Raw genomic sequence first — 25,699 nt, 5'->3', positions numbered from 1 at the left:
CTCAAAGCCGAAGAAACCCTCTTTCCCCACCCAGTGAGGTACCCGTGGCCAGCACGCTTCCCGACACCCAGGCCCCCGAGACCGGCACCGCCCGCGTGAAGCGCGGCATGGCCGAGCAGCTCAAGGGCGGCGTGATCATGGACGTCGTCACCCCGGAGCAGGCGAAGATCGCCGAGGACGCGGGCGCCGTCGCCGTCATGGCGCTGGAGCGCGTCCCGGCCGACATCCGCAAGGACGGCGGCGTGGCCCGGATGTCCGACCCGGACATGATCGAGGGCATCATCGAGGCCGTCTCGATCCCGGTCATGGCCAAGTCCCGCATCGGCCACTTCGTCGAGGCCCAGGTCCTGCAGTCGCTCGGCGTGGACTACATCGACGAGTCCGAGGTCCTCACCCCGGCCGACGAGGTCAACCACTCCGACAAGTGGGCGTTCACCACCCCCTTCGTCTGCGGTGCCACCAACCTGGGCGAGGCCCTGCGCCGCATCGCCGAGGGCGCCGCGATGATCCGCTCCAAGGGCGAGGCCGGCACCGGCAACGTCGTCGAGGCCGTCCGCCACCTGCGCCAGATCAAGAACGAGATCGCCCGGCTGCGCGGCTACGACAACCACGAGCTGTACGCCGCCGCCAAGGAGCTGCGCGCCCCCTACGAGCTGGTCAAGGAGGTCGCCGAGCTGGGCAAGCTCCCGGTGGTGCTGTTCTCCGCCGGCGGCGTGGCCACCCCCGCCGACGCCGCCCTGATGCGCCAGCTCGGCGCCGAGGGCGTCTTCGTCGGCTCCGGCATCTTCAAGTCCGGCGACCCCGCCAAGCGCGCCGCCGCCATCGTCAAGGCGACCACCTTCTACGACGACCCGAAGATCATCGCGGACGCGTCCCGCAACCTCGGCGAGGCCATGGTCGGCATCAACTGCGACACCCTCCCCGAGACCGAGCGCTACGCCAACCGGGGCTGGTGATGACCGCTCCCGTGATCGGAGTGCTCGCCCTCCAGGGCGACGTACGGGAGCACCTGACCGCCCTGGCCGCGGCCGGCGCCGAGGCCGGGCCGGTCCGGCGCCCCGAGGAACTCGCCGGGGTGGACGGCCTGGTGATCCCCGGCGGCGAGTCCACCACCATCTCCAAGCTGGCCGTCCTCTTCGGGGTGATGGAACCCCTCCGTGCGCGCGTGCGGGACGGCATGCCCGTCTACGGCACCTGCGCGGGCATGATCCTGCTCGCCGACAAGATCCTCGACCCGCGCTCCGGCCAGGAGACCGTCGGCGGCATCGACATGATCGTGCGCCGCAACGCCTTCGGCCGGCAGAACGAGTCCTTCGAAGCGGCCCTCGACGTCAAGGGCGTCGCGGGCGATCCTGTGGAAGGCGTCTTCATCCGCGCCCCCTGGGTGGAGTCCGTGGGCGCCCGCGCCGAGGTGCTCGCCGAGCACGACGGGCACATCGTCGCCGTCCGCCAGGGCGACGCGCTGGCCACGTCGTTCCACCCGGAACTGACCGGCGACCACCGTGTGCACGCCCTGTTCGTCGACATGGTGCACGCGAAGCGGGCGGCGGAGTCCTTGTAGGATCTCTGGGGTTCGTTCAGTAGATGGGTTACGCGAAGGAGACAGGCAGATGTCCGGCCACTCTAAATGGGCCACGACGAAGCACAAGAAGGCCGTCATCGATGCCAAGCGCGGCAAGCTCTTCGCGAAGCTGATCAAGAACATCGAGGTGGCGGCCCGGATGGGCGGCGCCGATATCGACGGCAATCCGACGCTGTACGACGCCATCCAGAAGGCCAAGAAGCAGTCGGTCCCGAACAAGAACATCGACTCCGCGGTCAAGCGCGGCGCCGGTCTCGAAGCCGGCGGCGCCGACTACGAGACGATCATGTACGAGGGCTACGGGCCGAACGGCGTCGCGGTGCTCATCGAGTGCCTCACCGACAACCGCAACCGCGCCGCCTCCGACGTCCGCGTCGCCATGACCCGCAACGGCGGCTCCATGGCCGACCCGGGTTCGGTGTCGTACCTGTTCAACCGCAAGGGCGTGGTGATCGTCCCCAAGGGCGAGCTGTCCGAGGACGACGTCCTCGCCGCCGTCCTCGACGCGGGTGCCGAGGAGGTCAACGACCTCGGCGAGACCTTCGAGGTGATCAGCGAGGCCACCGACCTGGTCGCGGTCCGCACCGCCCTTCAGGACGCCGGCATCGACTACGAGTCGGCGGACGCCAACTTCGTCCCGACCATGCAGGTCGAGCTGGACGAGGAGGGCGCGCGGAAGATCTTCAAGCTGATCGACGCGCTGGAGGACAGCGACGACGTGCAGAACGTCTTCGCCAACTTCGACGTCAGCGACGAGGTCATGGAGAAGGTCGACGCGTAGCGCGCGCCGGCTCCACGGGCCGACGGGACACACCCGTCGGCCCGTCGCTCTGTCGGTGGCACCCGATAGCCTGCACAAACAGGTGATCGATGGGAGGGGCGTCGCGTGCGCGTACTGGGGGTCGACCCGGGGCTGACCCGCTGCGGGATCGGCGTCGTCGAGGGCGTCGCGGGCCGCCCGCTGGCCATGCTCGGCGTCGGAGTCGTCCGCACCCCCGCCGACGCCGACCTCGGCCGGCGCCTGGTCGCCGTCGAGGAGGGCATCGAGCGCTGGCTGGACGAGCACCGCCCGGAGTACGTCGCCGTGGAGCGCGTCTTCAGCCAGCACAACGTACGCACCGTGATGGGCACCGCCCAGGCCAGCGCCGTCGCCATCCTGTGCGCCTCCCGGCGCGGCATCCCCGTCGCCCTGCACACCCCCAGCGAGGTCAAGGCCGCCGTCACCGGCTCAGGCCGCGCCGACAAGGCCCAGGTCGGCGCCATGGTGACCCGGCTGCTGCGGCTCGCCGCCCCGCCGAAGCCCGCGGACGCCGCCGACGCCCTGGCCCTGGCCATCTGCCACATCTGGCGCGCCCCCGCGCAGAACCGCCTGCGGCAGGCCGCCGCCCTGCACGCCCGCTCCGTACCGCAGGTACGGGAAGTACCGAAAGGCCGCCCCGCATGATCGCCTTCGTCAGCGGCACCGTCGCCGCGCTCGCCCCCGACGCCGCGGTGATCGAGGTCGGCGGCGTCGGCATGGCCGTCCAGTGCACCCCGAACACCCTCTCCGCGCTCCGCGTGGGCAAGCCCGCCAGGCTCGCCACCTCCCTGGTCGTCCGCGAGGACTCCCTCACCCTGTACGGCTTCGCGGACGACGACGAGCGCCAGGTCTTCCAGTCGCTCCAGACCGCCAGCGGCGTCGGCCCCCGCCTCGCCCAGGCCATGCTGGCCGTGCACAGCCCCGACGCGCTGCGCCGAGCCGTCTCCACCGGCGACGAGAAGGCCCTGACCGCAGTCCCCGGCATCGGCAAGAAGGGCGCCCAGAAGCTCCTGCTCGAACTGAAGGACCGGCTCGGCGAGCCGATCGGCGCCCCCGCCGTCGGCGCCCCGGTCAGCACCGGATGGCGCGACCAGTTGCACGCCGCCCTCATCGGCCTCGGATACGCCACCCGGGAGGCCGACGAGGCCGTGACCGCCGTCGCCCCGCGGGCGGAGGCCGCGGGCGGCCCGCCCCCGGTGGGCCAGTTGCTCAAGGCGGCCCTCCAGACGCTGAACCGCACCCGGTAGGCAGCGGTCACCGCGCCCGCCCGTCCGTAGCGAGAACCGAGGCAGACCACTGATGAACTGGGACGACACGACCGGCCCCGACACCGACGCCACCGACGCCACCGGCGAGCGGCTGGTCGGCCCGGTCGCCGACCGCGAGGACCAGGCCGTCGAGGCCGCCCTGCGCCCCAAGGACCTCGGCGAGTTCATCGGCCAGGAGAAGGTCCGCGAGCAGTTGGACCTCGTCCTGCGCGCCGCCCGCGCCCGCGGCGCCACCGCCGACCACGTGCTGCTCTCCGGCGCCCCCGGCCTCGGCAAGACCACCCTGTCGATGATCATCGCGGCCGAGATGGGCGCCCCCATCCGCATCACCTCCGGCCCCGCCATCCAGCACGCCGGCGACCTCGCCGCGATCCTCTCCTCCCTCCAGGAGGGCGAGGTCCTTTTCCTCGACGAGATCCACCGCATGTCCCGCCCCGCCGAGGAGATGCTCTACATGGCGATGGAGGACTTCCGCGTCGACGTCATCGTCGGCAAGGGCCCCGGCGCCACCGCCATCCCCCTGGAACTGCCCCCGTTCACCCTGGTGGGCGCCACCACCCGGGCCGGCCTGCTGCCGCCTCCGCTGCGCGACCGCTTCGGCTTCACCGCCCACATGGAGTTCTACGAACCGGCCGAACTGGAGCGGGTCGTGCACCGCTCGGCGAGCCTCCTCGACGTCGAGATCGACACCGCCGGCGCCGCCGAGATCGCCGGCCGCTCCCGCGGCACCCCCCGCATCGCCAACCGGCTGCTGCGCCGGGTCCGCGACTACGCCCAGGTCAAGGCCGACGGCGTGATCACCCAAGACATCGCCGCGGCGGCCCTCGCCGTCTACGAGGTCGACGCCCGCGGCCTGGACCGGCTGGACCGGGCCGTGCTGGACGCCCTGCTGAAGCTGTTCGGCGGCGGCCCGGTCGGCCTGTCCACCCTCGCCGTCGCGGTGGGGGAGGAGCGGGAGACCGTCGAAGAGGTCGCCGAACCCTTCCTCGTACGGGAGGGGCTGCTCGCCCGCACCCCGCGCGGCCGGGTCGCGACCCCCGCCGCCTGGGCGCATCTCGGCCGCACCCCGCCCCGCGGGCAGACGCCGGGAATCGGACAAGGGGACCTGTTCGGGGCGTGAGGGCACCTCGTCGGCGAGCACATTGGCGGCGGGAGGAACCCCGGTGCCATGCTGAGCGTTGTTCCATGCGCGCGGACTCGCTTAGACTCCGCCGATGCCGCCCTTGTCAGCGGCGCACGACAACCCCCAACCATCAGGCCGCTCACATCGCGGTCGTGTGAAGGAAGTACCGACCCGTGAGTCTCGTGACCCTCCTCCCGTTCATCGTGCTCATCGGGGCCATGTTCCTGATGACCCGGTCGGCGAAGAAGAAGCAGCAGCAGGCCGCCGACATGCGGAACCAGATGCAGCCCGGTTCCGGCGTCCGCACCATCGGGGGCATGTACGCGACGGTCAAGGAGGTCAACGAGGACACGGTCCTCCTCGACGCCGGTCCGGGCGTCGACCTGCTCTTCGCCAAGAACTCGATCGGCGCCGTCCTCACCGACGACGAGTACAACCGCATCGTCCACGGCGTCGAGCACGACCTGAAGACCGACGGGGACCTCGTCCCGGACGACGCCTCCTCCCTCACCGGGACCGACGCCCCCGCCGACGCCGCCCCCGCCTCCGACGACACGCCCGTCGACCTCGGCAAGAAGGACGAGGCCGAGCGGCCCGCCGCCGAGGCCCCGAAGGACGAGCCGGTGAAGAGGGCCGACGGCGACACCGAGGCGAAGTAGCCGTGCCCCGGGGCACGCGGGCCGCACCCGCGTGCCGTCGGACATGCGCGGCTCCCACGGGATTCCGACACCATGTCATGGCCGCCGGTGCGCGAAGACGGCGTGCGGCGGCCCGAGAGGGAGTACGAGAAGGTGGCAGCACCTAAAAAGGGCCGGAACGCGAGCGCCCAGAGCAAGCCGGGGCGCTCGCTGGCCCTGATCCTGATCGCCATCGTGGCGCTCACCGGAGGGATGTTCGCCTCCGGGCACACCACTCCGCGTCTCGGCATCGACCTGGCCGGCGGGACGAGCATCACGCTCCGGGCCGTCGCGGAGCCCGGCCAGGAGTCCGCGATCAACAAGACCAACATGGACACCGCGGTCGAGATCATGGAGCGCCGGGTCAACGGTCTGGGTGTCTCGGAGGCCGAGGTCCAGACCCAGGGCGACAAGAACATCATCGTCAACATCCCCAAGGGCACCGACAGCAGGGAAGCCCGGGACCAGGTCGGCACCACCGCCAAGCTCTACTTCCGTCCCGTCCTCGCCACCGAGATCTCCGGCGCCGACGCGACGGCCAGCCCCTCCCCGAGCGCCTCCAGCAGCGCCTCGGACAAGGCCACCGGCAGCGCCGACGAGAGCGCGTCGCCCTCCGCCTCCGCCTCGCCGTCGGCCGACTCCACCTCCCAGGGCCGCGCGGTCACCGACGCCCTGAAGGCCGACGCCACCCCGTCGGCGACCGGCTCCGCGAGCGCCTCGGCCTCCGCGTCCCCCAGCGCCAGCGCCTCCGCGAGCGACGAGGACAGCGAGCTTCAGGCCGCCTACACCAAGCTCGACTGCACCGACAAGGCCGCCCGCGCCAAGGCCGGCGAGGGCGTGAAGCCCACCGAGTCCACCGTCGCCTGCGGGCAGAACGCGCAGGGGCAGTGGCAGAAGTACGTCCTCGGCCCCGCCGAGGTCGACGGCACGGACGTCGACGACGCCAAGGCCGTCTTCAACACCCAGACCGGCGCCGGCTGGACCGTCACGATGGACTTCACCGACGGCGGCGCCAAGAAGTTCGCGGACATCACCGGCAAGCTGGCCAAGAACCAGTCCCCGCAGAACCAGTTCGCGATCGTCCTGGACAACGAGGTCGTCTCCGACCCGTACGTCAGCCAGGCGCTGACCGGCGGCAACGCCGAGATCTCCGGCAGCTTCACGCAGGAGGAGGCGCAGAGCCTCGCCAACATGCTGTCCTACGGCGCGCTGCCGCTGAGCTTCAAGGAGGACAGCGTCACCACGGTGACCCCCGCGCTCGGCGGCGACCAGCTCCGAGCCGGTCTGATCGCCGGCGCGATCGGCCTCGCCCTGGTCCTGATCTACCTGCTGGTCTACTACCGCGGCCTGTCCTTCATCGCCATGGCCTCGCTGCTGGTCTCCGCGGCCCTCACCTACGTGATCATGTCGCTGCTCGGCCCGACCATCGGCTTCGCGCTGAACCTGCCGGCCGTCTGCGGCGCCATCGTCGCCATCGGCATCACCGCGGACTCGTTCATCGTGTACTTCGAACGGGTCCGGGACGAGATCCGCGAGGGCCGCTCGCTGCGCCCCGCCGTCGAGCGGGCCTGGCCGCGCGCCCGGCGCACCATCCTGGTCTCCGACTTCGTGTCGTTCCTCGCCGCCGCGGTGCTGTTCATCGTCACCGTCGGCAAGGTGCAGGGCTTCGCGTTCACGCTCGGTCTGACCACCGTCCTCGACGTGGTCGTGGTGTTCCTCTTCACCAAGCCGCTGCTGACCCTGATGGCCCGCCGCAAGTTCTTCGCGAGCGGCCACAAGTGGTCCGGTCTCGACCCGCGGAGCCTGGGCGCCAAGCCGCCGCTGCGCCGCACCCGTCGTCCCTCCCGTCCCGCCGGCCCTGTCGACCCGAAGGAGGCGTGAGAGATGTCGAAACTCGGCAGCCTCGGCGCCCGACTGCACCACGGCGAGGTCGGTTACGGCTTCGTCAAGAACCGCAAGATCTGGTACGGCATCTCGATCCTGATCACCATCACGGCCATCGTCGGCCTGGCGGTGCGCGGCCTGCACATGGGCATCGAGTTCCAGGGCGGTGCCGTCTTCACCACCCCGAAGAACACCAACGCCTCGGTCTCCCGGGCCGAGGAGGACGCGGAGCGGGCCTCCGGCCACGACGCGATCGTCCAGAAGCTCGGCGACGGCAGCCTGCGCATCCAGATCTCCGGGATCGACACCGACAAGTCGGACCAGATCAAGGAGAAGCTGTCCCAGGACCTCAAGATCGACGCCGAGCAGATCAACGCCGAGCTGGTCGGCCCCAGTTGGGGTGACCAGATCGCCAACAAGGCGTGGCAGGGCCTGGGGATCTTCCTGGTCCTGGTGGTGATCTACCTGGCGATCGCCTTCGAGTGGCGGATGGCGCTCGCGGCGTTCGTCGCCCTGATCCACGACATCACCATCACCGTCGGCATCTACGCCCTGGTGGGCTTCGAGGTCACCCCGGGCACGGTGATCGGTCTGCTGACCATCCTCGGCTACTCGCTGTACGACACGGTGGTCGTCTTCGACAGCCTCAAGGAACAGACCCGGGACATCACCAAGCAGACCCGCTGGACCTACGCCGAGATCGCCAACCGGTCGATCAACAGCACCCTGGTCCGCTCCATCAACACCACGGTGGTCGCGCTGCTGCCGGTGGCGGGTCTGCTGTTCATCGGCGGCGGCGTGCTCGGCGCCGGCATGCTCAACGACATCTCGCTGTCGCTGTTCGTCGGCCTCGCGGCCGGCGCGTACTCCTCGATCTTCATCGCCACGCCGCTCGTCGCCGACCTCAAGGAGCGCGAGCCGCAGATGAAGGCGCTCAAGAAGCGCGTCCTCGCCAAGCGCGCCCAGGCCGCCGCGAAGGGCGACTCCCTGGAGACCGCGGACGACACCGACGAGGCCTACGGCGACGAGCCCGAGGACACCGCGACCGTCGTCGTCGGCCCCCGCAACCAGCCCGCGTCCCGCACCCGGGGCCGCGGCCGGCCCTCGGGGAAGCGCCGATGACCGGCCTGCGGGAGCTGCTGCTCAGCCGCATCCGGGACGTCGCCGACTATCCGGAGCCGGGCGTGATGTTCAAGGACATCACCCCGCTGCTGGCCGACCCGGAGGCGTTCGGCGCGCTCACCGACGCCCTGGCCGGGATCGCCAAGGACACCGGCGCCACCAAGGTCGTCGGCCTGGAGGCCCGCGGCTTCATCCTCGGCGCCCCGGTCGCCGTCCGCGCCGGCCTGGGCTTCATCCCCGTACGCAAGGCGGGCAAGCTCCCCGGAGCCACCCTCAGCCAGTCCTACGAGCTGGAGTACGGCTCGGCCGAGATCGAGATCCACGCCGAGGACCTGGCGGCCGGCGACCGGGTCCTGGTCGTCGACGACGTGCTGGCCACCGGCGGCACCGCCGAGGCGTCGCTCCAGCTCATCCGGCGGGCCGGCGCCTCGGTCGCGGGAGTGGCGGTGCTGATGGAGCTGGGCTTCCTCGACGGCCGCGCCAAGCTGGAGCCCGCCCTGGACGGCGCACCGCTCCAGGCGCTGCTCACCGTCTAGCCACCGCTCCGCGGCTGGCGGGACACCGGCGCGACACCGAACGGCGGGCCCGGAGGAATCCGGCGCCCGCCTCAGGTGTTCCTGTGGTGGACGGGCTTCACACCGTCCTGAAGGCGATGCCGGGAGTCCGGATCGCTACCATGGGGTTTCCGGAGCCTGACCGGGGGACCCGGATCGCGCACGAGGAGTCCTCTTGCCAGACGAGGCCCAGCCACTGACCGCCGCCAAGCCCGAGCCCGCCTCGGCGCCTGCGGCCAAGCCCGCACCGAGCGCTCCGCACGCCACGAACGACACCCGCGGGCCGATCCAGCACGCCCCGGCCGCGCCCGTCGACAAGCCGGCCGAGGTCCGCCCCAAGCCGGCTGCCCCCGCCGAGCGCCCGCAGAACCCGCCCGTGGTCCGCGCGCCCGCCGCCCAGCCCCGCTCCGGCTCCTCCAACCGCGTCCGGGCCCGCCTCGCCCGCCTCGGCGTCCAGCGCGCCAACCCGTACAACCCGGTCCTGGAGCCGCTGCTGCGGATAGTCCGCGGCAACGATCCGAAGATCGAAACGGCGACTTTGCGCCAGATCGAGCGCGCCTACCAGGTGGCCGAGCGCTGGCACCGCGGCCAGAAGCGCAAGAGCGGCGACCCGTACATCACCCACCCCCTCGCCGTCACCACCATCCTCGCCGAGCTGGGCATGGACCCGGCCACCCTGATGGCGGGCCTGCTGCACGACACCGTCGAGGACACCGAGTACGGCCTGGACGACCTGCGCCGCGACTTCGGCGACGTGGTCGCCCTGCTGGTCGACGGCGTCACCAAGCTGGACAAGGTCAAGTTCGGCGAGGCCGCGCAGGCCGAGACCGTGCGCAAGATGGTCGTCGCCATGGCCAAGGACCCCCGCGTCCTGGTCATCAAGCTCGCCGACCGCCTGCACAACATGCGCACCATGCGCTACCTCAAGCGCGAGAAGCAGGAGAAGAAGGCGCGCGAGACCCTGGAGATCTACGCGCCGCTCGCCCACCGCCTGGGCATGAACACCATCAAGTGGGAGCTGGAGGACCTCGCCTTCGCGATCCTCTACCCCAAGATGTACGACGAGATCGTCCGCCTGGTCGCCGAGCGCGCCCCCAAGCGCGACGAGTACCTGGCGATCGTCACCGACGAGGTCCAGCAGGACCTGCGCGCCGCCCGGATCAAGGCGACCGTGACCGGCCGCCCCAAGCACTACTACAGCGTCTACCAGAAGATGATCGTCCGCGGCCGGGACTTCGCGGAGATCTACGACCTGGTCGGCATCCGCGTCCTGGTGGACACCGTCCGCGACTGCTACGCGGCCCTCGGCACGGTCCACGCCCGCTGGAACCCGGTTCCGGGGCGGTTCAAGGACTACATCGCGATGCCCAAGTTCAACATGTACCAGTCGCTGCACACGACGGTCATCGGGCCCAACGGCAAGCCGGTCGAACTGCAGATCCGCACCTTCGACATGCACCGCCGCGCCGAGTACGGCATCGCCGCGCACTGGAAGTACAAGCAGGAGGCGGTCGCCGGCGCCTCCAAGGTCCGCACCGATGTGCCGAAGGCGTCCGGCAAGGACAAGGACGCCATCAACGACATGGCGTGGCTGCGGCAGTTGCTGGACTGGCAGAAGGAGACCGAGGACCCCGGCGAGTTCCTGGAGTCCCTCCGCTTCGACCTGTCCCGCAACGAGGTCTTCGTCTTCACGCCCAAGGGCGACGTCATAGCGCTGCCGGCCGGGGCCACCCCGGTGGACTTCGCGTACGCGGTGCACACCGAGGTCGGCCACCGCACCATAGGAGCACGGGTCAACGGGCGGCTGGTCCCGCTGGAGTCCACCCTCGACAACGGCGACCTGGTGGAGGTCTTCACCTCCAAGGCGGCCGGCGCGGGCCCCTCCCGCGACTGGCTGGGCTTCGTGAAGTCGCCGCGCGCCCGCAACAAGATCCGGGCCTGGTTCTCCAAGGAGCGCCGGGACGAGGCGATCGAGCAGGGCAAGGACGCCATCGTCCGCGCCATGCGCAAGCAGAACCTGCCGATCCAGCGCATCCTGACCGGGGACTCCCTGGTCACGCTGGCGCACGAGATGCGCTACTCGGACATCTCCGCGCTGTACGCGGCGATCGGCGAGGGGCACGTCTCCGCGCAGAACATCGTGCAGAAGCTGGTCCAGGCGCTCGGCGGCGAGGAGGCGGCCACCGAGGAGATCGACGAGGCGGTCCCGCCGTCCCGCGGCCGGAGCCGCAAACGCCGCTCCAGCGCCGACCCGGGCGTCGTCGTCAAGGGCGTGGACGACGTGTGGGTCAAGCTGGCCCGCTGCTGCACCCCCGTCCCCGGCGACCCGATCATCGGCTTCGTCACCCGCGGCAGCGGCGTCTCGGTGCACCGCAGCGACTGCGTCAACGTGGAGTCGCTGTCCCGCGAGCCCGAGCGCATCCTCGACGTGGAGTGGGCGCCCACCCAGTCCTCGGTCTTCCTGGTCGCCATCCAGGTCGAGGCCCTGGACCGCTCCCGGCTGCTGTCGGACGTGACCAGGGTGCTGTCCGACCAGCACGTCAACATCCTCTCCGCGGCCGTCCAGACCTCCCGCGACCGCGTCGCCACCTCCCGCTTCACCTTCGAGATGGGCGACCCGAAGCACCTCGGCCACGTCCTGAAGGCCGTACGCGGGGTGGAGGGCGTCTATGACGTGTACCGGGTGACGTCGGCGCGCAGGCCCTCGTAGGGCCGGAAAAGGGCCGGAGAAGGGGCGGAGAGGGGCCGGAAAGGCTCGCACAGCGCGAAGGGGCCCCCGTGGTACGGGAGCCCCTCCGGTGGGCGCGGGACGGGATCAGCCGCCGAACTCCTGGAGACCCTTGAGGGCCTGGTCCAGCAGGGCCTGGCGGCCCTCCAGCTCACGCTCCAGCTTGTCGGCGCGGGCGTTGTTGCCCTGGGCGCGCGCCTGGTCGATCTGGCCGCGCAGCTTGTCCACCGCCGCCTGGAGCTGGCCGGTCAGCCCCTCGGCACGCGCGCGTGCCTCCGGGTTGGTCCGCCGCCACTCGGCCTCCTCGGCCTCCTGCAGCGCCCGCTCGACGGCGTGCATGCGGCCCTCGACCTTCGGCCGGGCGTCGCGCGGCACATGGCCGATGGCCTCCCAGCGCTCGTTGACCGACCGGAACGCGGCCCGCGCCGCCTTCAGATCCGTGATCGGCAGCAGCTTCTCGGCCTCCTCGGCCAGCTCCTCCTTGAGCTTGAGGTTCTCGGCCTGCTCGGCGTCCCGCTCGGCGAACACCGAGCTGCGCGCCGCGAAGAACACGTCCTGGGCGCCCCGGAAGCGGTTCCACAGGTCGTCCTCGTGCTCGCGCTGGGCCCGGCCCGCCGCCTTCCACTCGGCCATCAGCTCGCGGTACCGCGCCGCCGTCGGACCCCAGTCCGCCGAGGACGACAGCGCCTCCGCCTCGGCGACCAGCCGCTCCTTGGTCCGGCGGGCCTCCTCGCGCTGCGCGTCCAGTTGCGCGAAGTGCTGCTTGCGCCGCTTGGAGAACGCCGACCGGGCGTGCGAGAAGCGGTGCCACAGCTCGTCGTCGGACTTGCGGTCCAGCCGCGGCAGCCCCTTCCAGGTGTCCACCAGCGCCCGCAGCTTCTCACCGGCGGCCCGCCACTGGTCGGACTGGGCGAGCCGCTCGGCCTCGGCGACCAGGTCCTCCTTGGCCCGGCGGGCCTCGTCGGACTGCTTGGCCCGCTGCGCCTTGCGTTCCTCGCGGCGCTTCTCCACCAGCTCGACCAGCGTGTCCAGCTTCTCCCGGAGCGCCTGGAGGTCGCCCACCGCATGATGGGCGTCGACCTGCTCCCGCAGATGCTCGATGGCGGCCATGGCGTCCTTGGACGACAGGTCGGTGGTCCGCACACGCTTCTCGAGGAGGCCGATCTCGACCACCAGGCCCTCGTACTTGCGCTCGAAGTAGGCCAGCGCCTCCTCGGGGGAGCCGGCCTGCCAGGAACCGACGACCTGCTCGCCGTCGGCCGTACGCACGTACACGGTCCCCGTCTCGTCGACGCGGCCCCACGGGTCGCTGCTCACAGCGCCTCCTCCACATGATGCCTGCGGAGGGCTTTCCCACCCCCGGGCATCGTCCACAGTTTCGTCACGGCCAACATAGGCGACCGGCGGGTGACCTGTCCGCATCCCGCGCGACCGAAGTTCCGCCGTCGGCGGTCAGGATTCCGTGACGGTCGCCTTGTCGATCACGACCGTCGCGTTCGGCGCCCCGTCACCGGCGCCGGTGCTCTCACCAGCGGCGGCGATCTTCTTCAGGACCTTCATGCCGGCGTCCGAGAGCGTCCCGAACGGGGTGTAGCTCGGCGGCAACTGGCTGTCCTGGTAGACCAGGAAGAACTGGCTGCCGCCGGTGTCCGCCTTGCCGGTGTTGGCCATGGCGACCGTGCCCGCCGGGTAGGTGTTGTCCTTCAGGCTTTTGTCCTTCAGGTTCTCGTCCGGGATCGTGTAGCCCGGACCGCCGGTGCCCTGACCGGTCGGGTCGCCGCACTGGAGCACGTAGATGCCGTTGGTGGTGAGCCGGTGGCACTTGGTGTGGTCGAAGTACCCCTTGGCGGCGAGGAAGTTGAACGAGTTCACCGTGTGCGGCGCGGCCGAGGTCTTCAGCGCGACGTCTATCTCGCCGCACGTGGTGTCCAGCTTCAGGGTGTAGTCCGCCGACTTGTCGATCGACATCGCCGGCTCCTTCTTCCAGGTCTTCGTCGCCGGCTTGCCCGCCGCGGCCTTGTCGCACGGATCGGGCGCCTTGCTGGTCGCCGACGCGCTCGGGGTGGCCTCCGCCCCGGCGTTGGTCTTGTCGTCGTCGCCCTTGAGCGTCCCGGTGGTGTACAGCGCGAGGCTGCCCACCAGGACCACGCCGAGCACCGACGCGATCACCGTGTTGCGCACCCGCGCCTTGCGACGCGCGGCGGTGCGCCGCTGCTGCTGGCGCAAGAACTTCTCCCGGGCGAGCTGACGCCGCCGCTGCTCCTGGCTGACCACCGGGTTGTCTCCTATGCGTCTTCGTGTGCCGACCGGAACGCCTGGGTGCTCGTGGGCCGACCGCCTGCGTGTAGCCCCGTACCGTATATGGGTTCGCTGAGGAATCGGCACCGCCGGTAGGCTCTGACCACGGGCGCAGCCCGTTCACAAGCCACCCGTATCGACACAACGAAGGACGATCGTGCTCATTGCCGGGTTCCCCGCCGGGGCCTGGGGGACGAACTGCTACCTCGTCGCCCCCGCCGCCGGCGAGGAGTGCGTGATCATCGACCCCGGCCACCAGGCCGCCCAGGGAGTCGGGGAGGCGCTGAAGAAGCATCGGCTCAAGCCCGTCGCCGTCGTCCTCACCCACGGCCACATCGACCACGTGGCCTCGGTCGTCCCGGTGTGCGGCGCGAGCGACGTGCCCGCCTATATCCACCCCGCCGACCGGTACATGATGAGCGACCCCGAGAAGGGGATCGGCCGGGCCATCGGGATGCCGCTGATGGGCGAGCTGACGGTGGGGGAGCCGGACGACGTCCGGGAGCTGGCCGACGGCGCCCGGCTCGAACTGGCGGGCCTGGAGCTGACCGTCGCGCACGCGCCGGGCCATACCAAGGGGTCGGTGACCTTCGGCCTGCCCGAGGCGGCGGACGTCCCGCCGGTGCTGTTCTCGGGTGACCTGCTGTTCGCCGGCTCCATCGGACGCACCGACCTGCCCGGCGGCGACATGGCCGAGATGCTCGACTCGCTGGCCCGCGTGTGCCTGCCGCTCGACGACTCGACCGTGGTGCTGTCCGGCCACGGCCCCCAGACGACCATCGGCCAGGAGCGCGCCACCAACCCGTATCTGCGGCAGGTGGCCTCCGGCCGTCAGGAGCACGGCCCGTCCGAGGCTCCCCGACGAGGAATGTGACAAGAGTTCCGTGAGCACCTTCAAGGCCCCCAAGGGCACCTACGACCTGCTGCCGCCGGACTCCGCCAAGTACCTGGCGGTCCGCGAGGCGATCGCCGCCCCGCTGCGCGACTCCGGCTACGGCTACATCGAGACGCCCGGCTTCGAGAACGTCGAGCTGTTCGCCCGCGGTGTCGGCGAGTCCACCGACATCGTCACCAAGGAGATGTACGCCTTCGAGACCAAGGGCGGCGACCGGCTCGCCCTGCGCCCGGAGGGCACGGCCTCCGTGCTGCGCGCCGCCCTGGAGGCCAGCCTGCACAAGACGGGCAACCTCCCGGTCAAGCTCTGGTACTCGGGCTCGTACTACCGCTACGAGCGCCCCCAGAAGGGCCGTTACCGTCACTTCTCCCAGGTCGGCGCCGAGGCGATCGGCGCCGAGGACCCGGCCCTGGACGCCGAGCTGATCATCCTGGCCGACCAGGCGTACCGCTCGCTGGGCCTGAGCCGGTTCCGCATCCTGCTCAACAGCCTGGGCGACAAGGAGTGCCGGCCGGTCTACCGCGCGGCGCTCCAGGAGTTCCTGCGCGGCCTCGACCTCGACGAGGAGACCCTGCGCCGGGCGGACATCAACCCGCTGCGTGTCCTGGACGACAAGCGCGCGGACGTCCAGCGGCAGCTCACCGGCGCGCCCCTGCTGCGCGACTACCTCTGCGACGCCTGCAAGGCGTACCACGAGGAGGTCCGCGAGCTGATCACCGCGGCCGGCGTCGTCTTCGAGGACGACCCCAAGCTGGTCCGCGGCCTGGACTACTACACCCGCACCACCTTCGAGTTCGTCCACGACGGCCTGGGCTCGCAGTCCGCGGTGGGCGGCGGCGGCCGGTACGACGGCCTCTCGGAGATGATCGGCGGTCCCGCGCTGCCGTCCGTCGGCTGGGCCCTCGGCGTCGACCGCACGGTCCTCGCCCTGGAGGCCGAGGGCGTGGCGCTGGACCTGCCGCCGACCACCTCCGTCTTCGCCGTGCCGCTCGGCGAGGAGGCCCGCCGCATCCTCTTCGCCAAGGTCACCGAGTTGCGCAAGAACGGCATCGCCGCCGACTTCGCCTACGGCGGCAAGGGCCTCAAGGGCGCCATGAAGAGCGCCAACCGCAGCGGCGCCCGCTACACGATCGTCGCCGGCGAGCGCGACCTCGCCGACGGCGTCGTCCAGCTCAAGGACATGGCGTCCGGCGAGCAGACGGCGATCGGCGTCAACGAGATCGTGGCGGAACTGGAGTCGAAGCTCGGCTGAGGCCGCCGGCCCCGACGACGGGGGCGCCGGGGAACCGGCGCCCCCGCCCCGCGCCGGTGGCCGCTCGCACGGACTTCCTTATCCGCAACGAACGGTGCACACGCGCGAGCGTGCGGCACAATGGCCCTGTCAGAAGCAGGTCCGCGTCTCAAGTGACGGAATCGGCGTGATGAGCAGGACGACAGTGCGGGACGTCTCCACCGGACCCGGTCCCTCGCCGGACCCCTCCACGGGTCCGCGTACCGAGGGAGGCAGCCGCGCCCTGGCGCTGCTGCTGATCGTCACGGGTGCGGCCGGGCTGCTCGCCGCGTGGGTCATCACGCTCGACAAGTTCAAGCTGCTGGAAGCCAAGGTCGCGGGCACCACCTTCACCCCCGGGTGCAGCCTCAACCCGGTGGTCTCCTGCGGCAGCGTCATGGAGAGCGACCAGGCGTCCGTCTTCGGCTTCCCCAACCCGATGCTCGGCCTGGTCGCCTACGGCATCGTGATCTGCGTCGGCGTGAGCCTGCTGGCCCGCGCCCGCTTCCCGCGCTGGTACTGGCTCACCTTCAACGCCGGCACCCTCTTCGGCGTCGGCTTCTGCGCCTGGCTGATGTTCCAGTCCCTGTACCAGATCAACGCCCTGTGCCTGTGGTGCTGCCTGGCCTGGGTCGCCACGATCATCATGTTCTGGTACGTGACCTCCTTCAACGTCCGCAAGGGCTTCCTGCCCGCGCCGGGCTGGCTGCGCGGCTTCTTCGGCGAGTTCACCTGGGTCCTGCCGGTGCTGCACATCGGCATCATCGGGATGCTGATCCTGACCCGCTGGTGGGACTTCTGGACGAGCTGACGGTGCCGCCCGCGTTGTCGGTGCGGTGATTTAGGGTTCTTGACGTGGAGCCCGACCTGTTCACCGCCGCAGCAGAAGAACGCCAGGAGAAGGACCCCGCCGGCAGCCCGCTGGCCGTCCGGATGCGCCCGCGCACCCTCGACGAGGTGGTGGGCCAGCAGCACCTGCTCAAGCCCGGCTCGCCGCTGCGCCGCCTGGTCGGCGAGGGTGCCTCCGGCCCCGCGGGCCCCTCCTCGGTGATCCTGTGGGGGCCGCCCGGCACCGGCAAGACGACCCTGGCGTACGTCGTCTCCAAGGCGACCGACAAGCGGTTCGTGGAGCTGTCGGCGATCACCGCCGGCGTCAAGGAGGTCCGCACCGTCATCGACGGCGCCCGCCGCGCCGTCGGGGGGTACGGCAAGGAGACCGTCCTCTTCCTCGACGAGATCCACCGCTTCAGCAAGGCCCAGCAGGACTCCCTCCTCCCGGCCGTGGAGAACCGCTGGGTGACGCTGATCGCCGCCACCACGGAGAACCCGTACTTCTCGGTGATCTCCCCGCTGCTCTCCCGCTCCCTGCTGCTCACCCTCGAACCGCTCACCGACGACGACGTCCGGGACCTGCTCCGCCGCGCCCTGACCGACGAGCGGGGCCTCAAGGGCGCCGTCACGCTCCCCGAGGACACCGAGGACCACCTGTTGCGGATCGCCGGCGGCGACGCCCGCCGCGCGCTGACCGCCCTGGAGGCCGCCGCCGGGGCCGCCCTCGACCAGGGCGCGAGCGAGATCGCCCTGGCCACCCTGGAGGAGACGGTCGACCGGGCGGCCGTGAAGTACGACCGCGACGGCGACCAGCACTTCGACGTCGCCAGCGCCCTGATCAAGTCCATCCGCGGCTCCGACGTCGACGCCGCCCTGCACTATCTCGCCCGCATGATCGAGGCCGGCGAGGACCCCCGCTTCATCGCCCGCCGCCTGATGATCTCCGCCAGCGAGGACATCGGCCTCGCCGACCCGGGCGCCCTGCCGATCGCGGTCGCCGCCGCCCAGGCCGTCGCCATGATCGGTTTCCCCGAGGCCGCCCTCACCCTCAGCCACGCCACCATCGCCCTCGCCCTCGCCCCCAAGTCCAACGCCGCGACCACCGCCATCGGCGCCGCCCTGGCGGACGTACGCAAGGGGCAGGCCGGGCCGGTGCCGCCGCACCTGCGCGACAGCCACTACCAGGGCGCCGGCAAGCTCGGCCACGGCCAGGGGTACGTCTACCCGCACGACCTGCCCGAGGGCATCGCCGCCCAGCAGTACGCCCCGGACGCCCTCAAGGACCGCGAGTACTACACCCCGACCCGGCACGGCGCCGAGGCGCGGTACGCCGACGCCGTGGAGTGGACCCGCGAGCACCTCGGTCGCAAGCGGTCCTGAACACCCTGTAAACTCGCTCGGAGTGCCGAGTCCCGCGCAGTCAGAGCGGGACACCCGGCCGGAGCCCCCTCGGGGGTTCCAGGAGCGTCGCGCACCGTCGATCGGTGTCGCGGGCAGCCCACCACCATCCGTCGTGGCAGCAGGACGACGAGAACCGGTCGGTGGGCCACTCGCGTGCTGCACGTATGTGCCCAGACCAGGGAGCGGCTGCCCACCGAGGTCCCGCACCGGACCGAGGCGGGTCTCCCCAACTGCGGATGCGACCTCCCTCAACCCTGACAAGCCGATATCCAGGAAATGAGAGACAGTGGCGAACCAGTCCCGCCCCAAGGTCAAGAAGTCGCGTGCCCTCGGCATCGCGCTGACCCCGAAGGCCGTCAAGTACTTCGAGGCCCGCCCCTACCCGCCGGGTGAGCACGGCCGCGGCCGCAAGCAGAACTCGGACTACAAGGTCCGACTGCTGGAGAAGCAGCGTCTGCGCGCGCAGTACGACGTGTCCGAGCGCCAGCTCGTCCGCGCCTACGAGCGTGCCTCCAAGGTCCAGGGCAAGACCGGTGAGGCCCTGATCATCGAGCTGGAGCGCCGCCTCGACGCGCTGGTCCTGCGCTCGGGCATCGCCCGCACGATCTACCAGGCCCGCCAGATGGTCGTCCACGGCCACATCCAGGTCAACGGCCAGAAGGTCGACAAGCCGTCCTTCCGGGTCCGCCCCGACGACGTCGTGCAGGTCCGCGACCGCTCCAAGGACAAGACGCTGTTCCAGATCGCCCGCGAGGGCGGCTTCGCCCCCGACGGCGAGACCCCGCGCTACCTCCAGGTGAACCTCAAGGCCCTGGCGTTCCGCCTGGACCGCGAGCCGAACCGCAAGGAGATCCCGGTGATCTGCGACGAGCAGCTCGTCGTCGAGTACTACGCCCGCTGACCCCAGCCGGACGCAGCACCGAGCGGTACCTCAGCCCGCCGTCTCCCCGCCCCTCCGGGCGCGGGAGGCGGCGGGCCTCGTCGTACGCCCCGGCGGCGACGCCCGCCGGCCCGGACCGGGCGGGGGCGGCTCGGCCCCGGCCGGCCGCGCCCGGCTCAGCGCCCGCGCCACCGCCTCCTCCCGGCCGAGCCGCGCACCGGCCCGGACGCACTCCTCGTACCGCTCGTCGCCCAGGTGCTCCCGGGCCGTCGCCTCGCACAGCTCGTGCGGCGCGTTGTAGTGCGCCGAACCGAACAGCGGCAGCCCCACCGACGGCCACATCCGGCCCGCCGCGCCCTGCAGCACCGCCGCCTCCGCCGGATCGCCCTCCGTCGCCGTGACCAGCGCCAGCAGCTCGATCGACAGCACCGAGCCGAGCAGGTCCCGGAAGCCGTGGGCGTCGCGCAGACAGTCGGTCAGCAGCTCCCGGGCGCGGCCCGGATCGCCGTCGTACCAGGCCGCGTACGCCAGCACGTACAGCGCGTAGGCGCGCGCCCACCGCTCGCCGTGGTCGTCGCAGACCCGGCGCACCTCCTCGCACAGGCGGACCGCGTCCGCCAGATCGCCCTGGAACGCCCGAGCCATCGCCAGTTCCACCTGGGCCATCAGCACATTGCTGTTCAGCTCGCCGGTCTCCCGGTAGCGCTCCAGCGCCGAACGCAGCAGCGACTCCGCGGCCGGCATGTCGTCGGTGACCAGCTCCAGACAGCCCGAGCGGTGCACGGCGTACGCCAGCGCCGTGGTGTTCCCCGCCAGCTCCGCCTCCTCCCGGCACTCCCGCAGCGCCGCCAGCGCGGGCAGGGTGTCGCCCTGGAGGATCGCCACATAGGCCAGCACCCACAGCGCCTTCAGCCGGGGCCGCTGGTGCGCGGTCCGCTGCGCCGCCAGGCGCACCACCTGGTCCAGCCAGTGCCGCCCCTCCGACAGATGGCCGCAGCCCACCCAGTGGAACCACAGCGAGCCCGCCAGGTACTGGCCCAGGTGCGCCCCGTCCGGATCGGCCAGGCACTCCTCCAGCGCGCCCCGCAGATTCGGCAGCTCGGCCTCGATCCGCGCGGCCACCTCCGACTGGCGCGGCGAGAACCAGTCCAGCTCGCACCAGGTGGCCAGCCCCACGTACCAGTCCCGGTGCCGCCGCCGCAGCTTCGCCGCCTCGCCCGTCGCCGCCAGCCACTCGGCGCCGTACGCCCGGACCGTGTCGAGCATCCCGTAGCGCACCCCCGCCGGGGTGTCCTCGCGGGTCACCACCGACTGGGCGAGCAGCGCGCCCAGCACGTCGAGGACCTCGTCGGCGGGCAGACCGTCGCCGCCGCACACGTACTCCGCGGCGTCCAGGTCGAAGCGGCCCGCGAACACCGACAGCCGCGCCCACAGCAGCCGCTGCGCGGGCGTGCACAGCTCGTGGCTCCAGCCGATCGTGGTGCGCAGCGCCCGTTGCCGGGGGAGGACGGCCCGGTTCTCGCCGGCCAGCAGCCGGAACCGGTCGTCCAGCCGGCGCAGCACCTGCCCCGGCGACAGGGTGCCCAGCCGTCCCGCGGCCAGCTCGATGGCCAGCGGTATGCCGTCCAGCCGCCGGCACAGCTCCCGCACCTCGGGGCCGTCGGCGCAGCGGATGCCGTGCTGGGCCGCGCGGACCGTCAGCAGCTCCACGGCCTCGTCCTCGCCCAGCGGCGCCAGCGGGAAGAGGTGCTCGCCGGGCAGGGCCAGCGGGCGGCGGCCCACCGCGAGCACCTTCAGGCCGGGGGCCCGGCCCAGCAGGTCGGTCACCAGCGCGGCACAGGCGTCCACCAGGTGCTCGACCCCGTCCAGGACCAGCAGGAGTTCCCGCTCGGCGAGATGGTCGCGCAGGATCTCGCGCGGCGGCCGGGCCGTGTGGTCGGTCAGCCCCAGCGCCGCCACGACCGCGTGGTCCACGAACTCCGGATCGCGTACGTGCGCCAGCTCCACCCGTCCCCGGTCCCGCGCGGTCCACCGCGCGGCGGCCCGCGCGGCCAGCCGGGACTTGCCGACCCCGCCCGGCCCGGTCACCGTCACCAGCCGCGCGCCGTCCAGCGCCCGCGCGAGCCCGGCGAGTTCCTCCCCGCGCCCCACGAAGGTGTCGAGTTCCAGCGGCGGATGTCCGTGCGGGAACGTCCCGTCGTGCCGTCGATCTCGCATAGGAAACGCAGCGTACTGAACCGTATTCACTCCGTACAATCTCTTGGCCGCACTCCGCTTCCCGCCGACGGCAATCCGGTGCGGAGCCCCGTCCCCGGCGCGATAGGCTCGGTGCACGACTTTCTCGATGTTCAGGCAGCTTTCAGGGAGCGGGTGCACACAGTGTCCGGTGGAGAGGTGGCCGGGGTCCTGGTGGCCGTCTTCTGGGCGATCCTGGTCTCCTTCCTCGCCGTCGCACTGGCGAGGCTGGCCCAGACGCTCAGGGCGACCACCAAACTCGTCGCGGACGTGACCGACCAGGCCGTCCCGCTGCTGGCCGACGCCTCCTCGGCGGTGCGGTCCGCGCAGACCCAGATCGACCGGGTCGACGCGATCGCCTCCGACGTCCAGGAGGTCACCTCCAACGCCTCCGCGCTGTCCACCACCGTGGCCTCCACCTTCGGCGGCCCCCTGGTCAAGGTGGCCGCGTTCGGGTATGGCGTGCGCCGGGCACTCGGCGGCCGCAAGGACGAGGTGCCGGCCAAGACGCCCAGGCGCACCGTGATCGTGGGCCGGACCGTCCCGGCCACCCGACGGGCGAAGCGGAAGAAGGACTGATCCCAGGAATGTTCCGCCGTACCTTCTGGTTCAGCACCGGCGTCGCCGCCGGTGTGTGGGCCACCACCAAGGTCAACCGGAAGCTCAAGCAGTTGACGCCCGAGAACCTCGCCGTGGCCGCGGCGAACAAGGCGATCGAGGCGGGCGGCCGGCTCCGGGACCGCGCGGTGGACTTCGCCCTCGACGTCCGCGACAACATGGCCCAGCGGGAGGCCGAACTGGGCGACGCGCTCGGGATCAACGCCCCCGTCGACCCGGACCGCGAACTCCCCGGCCCCCGGCGCCTCGCCGCCATCGAGAACCGCAACGACCCGACGTATGTCGACAGGACGACATACTCGTACAACCGGAATGAGGACCACTGATGGAGTCGGCCGAGATCCGCCGCCGCTGGCTGAGCTTCTTCGAGGAGCGCGGGCACACCGTCGTCCCGTCGGCGTCGCTCATCGCGGACGACCCGACTCTGCTGCTGGTCAACGCCGGCATGGTGCCCTTCAAGCCGTACTTCCTGGGTGAGGTCAAGCCGTCCTTCGCCCGCGCCACCAGCGTCCAGAAGTGCGTGCGCACCCCGGACATCGAAGAGGTAGGCAAGACCACCCGGCACGGCACGTTCTTCCAGATGTGCGGCAACTTCTCCTTCGGCGACTACTTCAAGGAAGGCGCCATCAAGCTCGCCTGGGAGCTGCTCACCGGCGCCCGGGACCAGGGCGGTTACGGCCTGGAGCCGGAGAAGCTGTGGATCACCGTCTACCAGGACGACGACGAGGCCGAGCGGATCTGGCGGGAGACCGTCGGCGTCCCCGCCGAGCGCATCCAGCGCCTGGGCAAGAAGGACAACTTCTGGTCCATGGGCGTCCCCGGCCCCTGCGGCCCCTGCTCCGAGATCAACTACGACCGCGGGCCCGAGTTCGGCCCCGAGGGCGGCCCCGCCGTCAACGACGAGCGGTACGTGGAGATCTGGAACCTGGTCTTCATGCAGTACGAGCGCGGCCAGGGCACCTCCAAGGAGGACTTCGAGATCCTCGGCGACCTGCCCGCCAAGAACATCGACACCGGGCTCGGCCTGGAGCGGCTCGCGATGATTCTGCAGGGCGTGCAGAACATGTACGAGATCGACACCTCCATGGCGGTCATCGACAAGGCCACCGAGCTGACCGGCGTGGCCTATGGCGACGCCCACCACTCGGACGTCTCCCTGCGTGTGGTCACCGACCACATCCGCACCGCCGTGATGCTCATCGGCGACGGCGTCACCCCCGGCAACGAGGGACGCGGCTACGTCCTGCGCCGCATCATGCGCCGCGCCATCCGCAACATGCGGCTGCTCGGCGCCACCGGTCCGGTCGTCAAGGACCTGATCGACGTCGTGATCCACATGATGGGGCAGCAGTACCCCGAGCTGATCACCGACCGGGAGCGGATCGAGAAGGTCGCCCTGGCCGAGGAGAACGCCTTCCTCAAGACGCTCAAGGCCGGCACCAACATCCTGGACACCGCCGTCGGCGAGACCAAGGCGGCCGGCGGCAGCGTGCTGCCCGGCGACAAGGCGTTCCTGCTCCACGACACCTGGGGCTTCCCGATCGACCTCACCCTGGAGATGGCCGCCGAACAGGGCCTGTCCGTGGACGAGGACGGCTTCCGGCGCCTGATGAAGGAGCAGCGCGAGCGCGCCAAGGCGGACGCCCAGGCCAAGAAGACCGGCCACGCCGACCTCGGCGCCTACCGTGAGATCGCCGACCGCGCCGGGGCCACCGACTTCATCGGCTACACCGACACCGAGGGCGAGTCCACGATCGTCGGCATCCTGGTCGACGGCGTCTCCTCGCCCGCCGCCACCGAGGGCGACGAGGTCGAGATCGTCCTGGACCGCACCCCCTTCTACGCCGAGGGCGGCGGCCAGATCGGCGACACCGGCCGGATCAAGGCCGACTCCGGTGCCGTCATCGAGGTCCGCGACTGCCAGAAGCCCGTCCCGGGCGTGTACGTGCACAAGGGCGTCGTCCAGGTCGGCGAGATCACCGTCGGCGCCAAGGCGCACGCCGCGATCGACGACCGGCGCCGCAAGGCCATCGCCCGCGCCCACTCCGCGACCCACCTCACCCACCAGGCGCTGCGCGACGCCCTCGGCCCGACGGCCGCGCAGGCCGGCTCCGAGAACCAGCCCGGCCGGTTCCGCTTCGACTTCGGCTCGCCGTCCGCCGTGCCGACGGCCGTGATGACCGACGTCGAGCAGAAGATCAACGAGGTGCTCGCCCGCGACCTCGACGTCCGCGCCGACGTCATGGGCATCGACGAGGCCAAGAAGCAGGGCGCCATCGCCGAGTTCGGCGAGAAGTACGGCGACCGGGTGCGCGTGGTCACCATCGGCGACTTCTCCAAGGAGCTGTGCGGCGGCACCCACGTGCACAACACCGCCCAGCTCGGCCTGGTGAAGCTGCTCGGCGAGTCCTCCATCGGCTCCGGCGTCCGCCGGATCGAGGCGCTCGTCGGCGTGGACGCCTACAACTTCCTCGCCCGCGAGCACACGGTGGTCAACCAGCTCACCGAGCTGCTCAAGGGCCGCCCGGAGGAGCTGCCGGAGAAGGTCTCCTCGATGCTCGGCAAGCTCAAGGACGCCGAGAAGGAGATCGAGAAGTTCCGCGCCGAGAAGGTCCTCCAGGCCGCCGCCGGTCTCGCGGAGTCCGCCAAGGACGTCCGCGGCGTCGCCCTGGTGACCGGGCAGGTCCCGGACGGCACCACCGCCGACGACCTGCGCAAGCTGGTCCTGGACGTGCGCGGCCGCATCCAGGGCGGCCGGGCCGCCGTGGTGGCCCTGTTCACCACGGTCAACGGCAAGCCGCTCACCGTCATCGCCACCAACGAGGCCGCCCGCGAGCGCGGTCTCAAGGCCGGTGACCTGGTCCGCACCGCCGCCAAGACCCTCGGTGGCGGCGGCGGTGGCAAGCCGGACGTCGCCCAGGGCGGCGGCCAGAACCCGGCCGCCATCGGCGAGGCCGCCGCGGCCGTCGAGCGGCTCGTGGCGGACACCGCCAAGTGAACGGCACGACCGACGACCGGACGGACGGCCCGGTGATGCGCCGGGGACGGCGGCTGGCGATCGACGTCGGGGACGCCCGGATCGGGGTCGCCTCGTGCGACCCCGACGGGATTCTCGCCACCCCGGTGGAGACGGTCCCCGGCCGGGACGTCCCGGCCGCCCACCGGCGGTTGCGGCAACTGGTCGGCGAGTACGAGCCGATCGAGGTCGTGGTCGGTCTCCCTCGCTCCCTCAAGGGGGGCGAGGGCCCGGCCGCCGCCAAGGTCCGCCGTTTCGCCCAGGAACTGGCCAAGGGCATCGCCCCCGTTCCCGTACGCCTGGTCGACGAACGGATGACCACCATCACGGCCGGCCAGGGGCTGCGCGCCTCGGGCGTGAATTCCAAGAAAGGCCGGTCCGTGATCGACCAGGCCGCCGCTGTGATCATCCTGCAACAGGCTCTTGAATCCGAACGGGTGTCAGGTAATCCGCCTGGCGAGGGCGTCGAAGTGGTCATGTGATCGCGATACGGTAACGTTCCGCGCGATGCGGCGGCA

Annotated in this window: 23 protein-coding genes; 20 read left to right on the top strand and 3 right to left on the bottom strand. The window is 71.4% G+C overall.

What is annotated here, in order from left to right:
- Positions 1-44: 44 nt before the first annotated feature.
- The 11 genes from pdxS to relA all read left to right on the top strand — a co-directional run bounded on the left by pdxS (position 45) and on the right by relA (position 11,719).
- Positions 45-956, top strand: a complete 912-nt coding sequence (gene pdxS, locus ACFY32_RS09415) for a pyridoxal 5'-phosphate synthase lyase subunit PdxS (RefSeq protein WP_359194215.1) — start codon at positions 45-47, stop codon at positions 954-956.
- Positions 956-1,561, top strand: a complete 606-nt coding sequence (pdxT, locus tag ACFY32_RS09410; RefSeq protein WP_359194212.1) for a pyridoxal 5'-phosphate synthase glutaminase subunit PdxT — start codon at positions 956-958, stop codon at positions 1,559-1,561. The genes pdxS and pdxT overlap by 1 nt, the downstream gene beginning before the upstream one ends.
- 49 nt (positions 1,562-1,610) lie before the next feature.
- Positions 1,611-2,363, top strand: a complete 753-nt coding sequence (locus ACFY32_RS09405) for a YebC/PmpR family DNA-binding transcriptional regulator (RefSeq protein WP_359194209.1) — start codon at positions 1,611-1,613, stop codon at positions 2,361-2,363.
- Between the two features lie 105 nt (positions 2,364-2,468).
- Positions 2,469-3,026, top strand: a complete 558-nt coding sequence (ruvC, locus tag ACFY32_RS09400) for a crossover junction endodeoxyribonuclease RuvC (protein ID WP_359194207.1) — start codon at positions 2,469-2,471, stop codon at positions 3,024-3,026.
- The gene (ruvA, locus tag ACFY32_RS09395) at positions 3,023-3,628 is read left to right on the top strand and encodes a Holliday junction branch migration protein RuvA (protein ID WP_359194204.1); all 606 of its coding nucleotides are present in this window, start codon (positions 3,023-3,025) and stop codon (positions 3,626-3,628) included. Before ruvC ends, ruvA begins: the two co-directional genes overlap by 4 nt.
- Positions 3,629-3,680: 52 nt before the next feature.
- The gene (gene ruvB, locus ACFY32_RS09390) at positions 3,681-4,769 is read left to right on the top strand and encodes a Holliday junction branch migration DNA helicase RuvB (protein ID WP_359194200.1); all 1,089 of its coding nucleotides are present in this window, start codon (positions 3,681-3,683) and stop codon (positions 4,767-4,769) included.
- Between the two features lie 176 nt (positions 4,770-4,945).
- On the top strand, positions 4,946-5,431 hold the full coding sequence (gene yajC / locus ACFY32_RS09385) for a preprotein translocase subunit YajC (RefSeq protein ID WP_359194197.1): 486 nt from the start codon (positions 4,946-4,948) through the stop codon (positions 5,429-5,431).
- 132 nt (positions 5,432-5,563) lie between these two features.
- Positions 5,564-7,330: a protein translocase subunit SecD gene (gene secD, locus ACFY32_RS09380; RefSeq protein WP_390673815.1), complete on the top strand. Its 1,767-nt coding sequence runs from the start codon at positions 5,564-5,566 to the stop codon at positions 7,328-7,330.
- Positions 7,331-7,333: 3 nt separating this feature from the next.
- Positions 7,334-8,455, top strand: a complete 1,122-nt coding sequence (gene secF / locus ACFY32_RS09375) for a protein translocase subunit SecF (RefSeq protein WP_390673814.1) — start codon at positions 7,334-7,336, stop codon at positions 8,453-8,455.
- Positions 8,452-8,991: an adenine phosphoribosyltransferase gene (locus tag ACFY32_RS09370; protein ID WP_390673813.1), complete on the top strand. Its 540-nt coding sequence runs from the start codon at positions 8,452-8,454 to the stop codon at positions 8,989-8,991. Before secF ends, ACFY32_RS09370 begins: the two co-directional genes overlap by 4 nt.
- Positions 8,992-9,184: 193 nt before the next feature.
- Complete coding sequence (relA, locus tag ACFY32_RS09365; protein ID WP_359194186.1) at positions 9,185-11,719, top strand: GTP pyrophosphokinase; 2,535 nt, start codon at positions 9,185-9,187, stop codon at positions 11,717-11,719.
- A 105-nt stretch (positions 11,720-11,824) separates the two neighbouring features.
- On the opposite strand, the gene ACFY32_RS09360 is transcribed toward relA, so the two are convergent.
- Together ACFY32_RS09360 and ACFY32_RS09355 are read right to left on the bottom strand one after the other, a co-directional pair.
- A complete protein-coding gene (locus ACFY32_RS09360; RefSeq protein ID WP_359194183.1) occupies positions 11,825-13,054 on the bottom strand; it encodes a DUF349 domain-containing protein in 1,230 nt (409 codons plus the stop codon).
- A gap of 135 nt (positions 13,055-13,189) precedes the next feature.
- Positions 13,190-14,011 (bottom strand): peptidylprolyl isomerase, encoded by an 822-nt coding sequence (locus tag ACFY32_RS09355; RefSeq protein ID WP_359194181.1) that lies wholly within the window; start codon positions 14,009-14,011, stop codon positions 13,190-13,192.
- Between the two features lie 181 nt (positions 14,012-14,192).
- Between ACFY32_RS09355 and ACFY32_RS09350 the strand changes: the two genes are divergently transcribed.
- From ACFY32_RS09350 to rpsD, 5 genes are all read left to right on the top strand, one after another.
- Complete coding sequence (locus ACFY32_RS09350) at positions 14,193-14,909, top strand: MBL fold metallo-hydrolase (protein ID WP_359194178.1); 717 nt, start codon at positions 14,193-14,195, stop codon at positions 14,907-14,909.
- A gap of 10 nt (positions 14,910-14,919) precedes the next feature.
- Positions 14,920-16,182, top strand: a complete 1,263-nt coding sequence (gene hisS / locus ACFY32_RS09345; RefSeq protein WP_359194175.1) for a histidine--tRNA ligase — start codon at positions 14,920-14,922, stop codon at positions 16,180-16,182.
- Between the two features lie 169 nt (positions 16,183-16,351).
- Complete coding sequence (locus ACFY32_RS09340) at positions 16,352-17,011, top strand: vitamin K epoxide reductase family protein (protein ID WP_390673812.1); 660 nt, start codon at positions 16,352-16,354, stop codon at positions 17,009-17,011.
- 44 nt (positions 17,012-17,055) lie between these two features.
- Positions 17,056-18,411, top strand: coding sequence for a replication-associated recombination protein A (locus ACFY32_RS09335; RefSeq protein WP_359194170.1), 1,356 nt, complete (start codon positions 17,056-17,058; stop codon positions 18,409-18,411).
- Between the two features lie 307 nt (positions 18,412-18,718).
- Complete coding sequence (gene rpsD / locus ACFY32_RS09330; protein ID WP_066996810.1) at positions 18,719-19,333, top strand: 30S ribosomal protein S4; 615 nt, start codon at positions 18,719-18,721, stop codon at positions 19,331-19,333.
- Positions 19,334-19,363: 30 nt separating this feature from the next.
- On the opposite strand, the gene ACFY32_RS09325 is transcribed toward rpsD, so the two are convergent.
- Positions 19,364-21,529 (bottom strand): ATP-binding protein, encoded by a 2,166-nt coding sequence (locus ACFY32_RS09325; protein WP_390673811.1) that lies wholly within the window; start codon positions 21,527-21,529, stop codon positions 19,364-19,366.
- A 153-nt stretch (positions 21,530-21,682) separates the two neighbouring features.
- On the opposite strand from ACFY32_RS09325, the gene ACFY32_RS09320 reads away from it, so the two are divergent.
- The 4 genes from ACFY32_RS09320 to ruvX are packed head-to-tail and all read left to right on the top strand — an operon-like array spanning position 21,683 to position 25,663.
- Positions 21,683-22,126: a DUF948 domain-containing protein gene (locus ACFY32_RS09320; RefSeq protein WP_359194163.1), complete on the top strand. Its 444-nt coding sequence runs from the start codon at positions 21,683-21,685 to the stop codon at positions 22,124-22,126.
- 8 nt (positions 22,127-22,134) lie between these two features.
- Positions 22,135-22,491 (top strand): hypothetical protein, encoded by a 357-nt coding sequence (locus ACFY32_RS09315; RefSeq protein ID WP_359194160.1) that lies wholly within the window; start codon positions 22,135-22,137, stop codon positions 22,489-22,491.
- Positions 22,491-25,163, top strand: a complete 2,673-nt coding sequence (gene alaS / locus ACFY32_RS09310) for an alanine--tRNA ligase (RefSeq protein ID WP_359194157.1) — start codon at positions 22,491-22,493, stop codon at positions 25,161-25,163. Before ACFY32_RS09315 ends, alaS begins: the two co-directional genes overlap by 1 nt.
- A gap of 35 nt (positions 25,164-25,198) precedes the next feature.
- Positions 25,199-25,663: a Holliday junction resolvase RuvX gene (gene ruvX, locus ACFY32_RS09305; protein ID WP_390673911.1), complete on the top strand. Its 465-nt coding sequence runs from the start codon at positions 25,199-25,201 to the stop codon at positions 25,661-25,663.
- The last annotated feature ends 36 nt before the right edge of the window (positions 25,664-25,699 follow it).

Origin of the sequence: Streptomyces sp. NPDC000134, from assembly GCF_042899225.1 — a bacterium.
In the GTDB taxonomy this organism is placed as follows: domain Bacteria; phylum Actinomycetota; class Actinomycetes; order Streptomycetales; family Streptomycetaceae; genus Streptomyces.
Note: the sequence above shows the minus strand (reverse complement) of the source record. Positions and strands in the feature narration are given on the sequence as shown.

Bases quoted from the DNA above. Each gene is read 5' to 3' on its own strand.
- ACFY32_RS09325 (WP_390673811.1), bottom strand. From the start codon at position 21,529: ATGCGAGATCGACGGCACGACGGGACGTTCCCGCACGGACATCCGCCG.
- pdxT (WP_359194212.1), top strand. From the start codon at position 956: ATGACCGCTCCCGTGATCGGAGTGCTCGCCCTCCAGGGCGACGTACGG.
- ruvB (WP_359194200.1), top strand. From the start codon at position 3,681: ATGAACTGGGACGACACGACCGGCCCCGACACCGACGCCACCGACGCC.
- ACFY32_RS09340 (WP_390673812.1), top strand. From the start codon at position 16,352: ATGAGCAGGACGACAGTGCGGGACGTCTCCACCGGACCCGGTCCCTCG.
- ruvX (WP_390673911.1), top strand. From the start codon at position 25,199: ATGCGCCGGGGACGGCGGCTGGCGATCGACGTCGGGGACGCCCGGATC.
- secF (WP_390673814.1), top strand. From the start codon at position 7,334: ATGTCGAAACTCGGCAGCCTCGGCGCCCGACTGCACCACGGCGAGGTC.
- ACFY32_RS09405 (WP_359194209.1), top strand. From the start codon at position 1,611: ATGTCCGGCCACTCTAAATGGGCCACGACGAAGCACAAGAAGGCCGTC.
- alaS (WP_359194157.1), top strand. From the start codon at position 22,491: ATGGAGTCGGCCGAGATCCGCCGCCGCTGGCTGAGCTTCTTCGAGGAG.
- ACFY32_RS09315 (WP_359194160.1), top strand. From the start codon at position 22,135: ATGTTCCGCCGTACCTTCTGGTTCAGCACCGGCGTCGCCGCCGGTGTG.
- ruvA (WP_359194204.1), top strand. From the start codon at position 3,023: ATGATCGCCTTCGTCAGCGGCACCGTCGCCGCGCTCGCCCCCGACGCC.
- ACFY32_RS09370 (WP_390673813.1), top strand. From the start codon at position 8,452: ATGACCGGCCTGCGGGAGCTGCTGCTCAGCCGCATCCGGGACGTCGCC.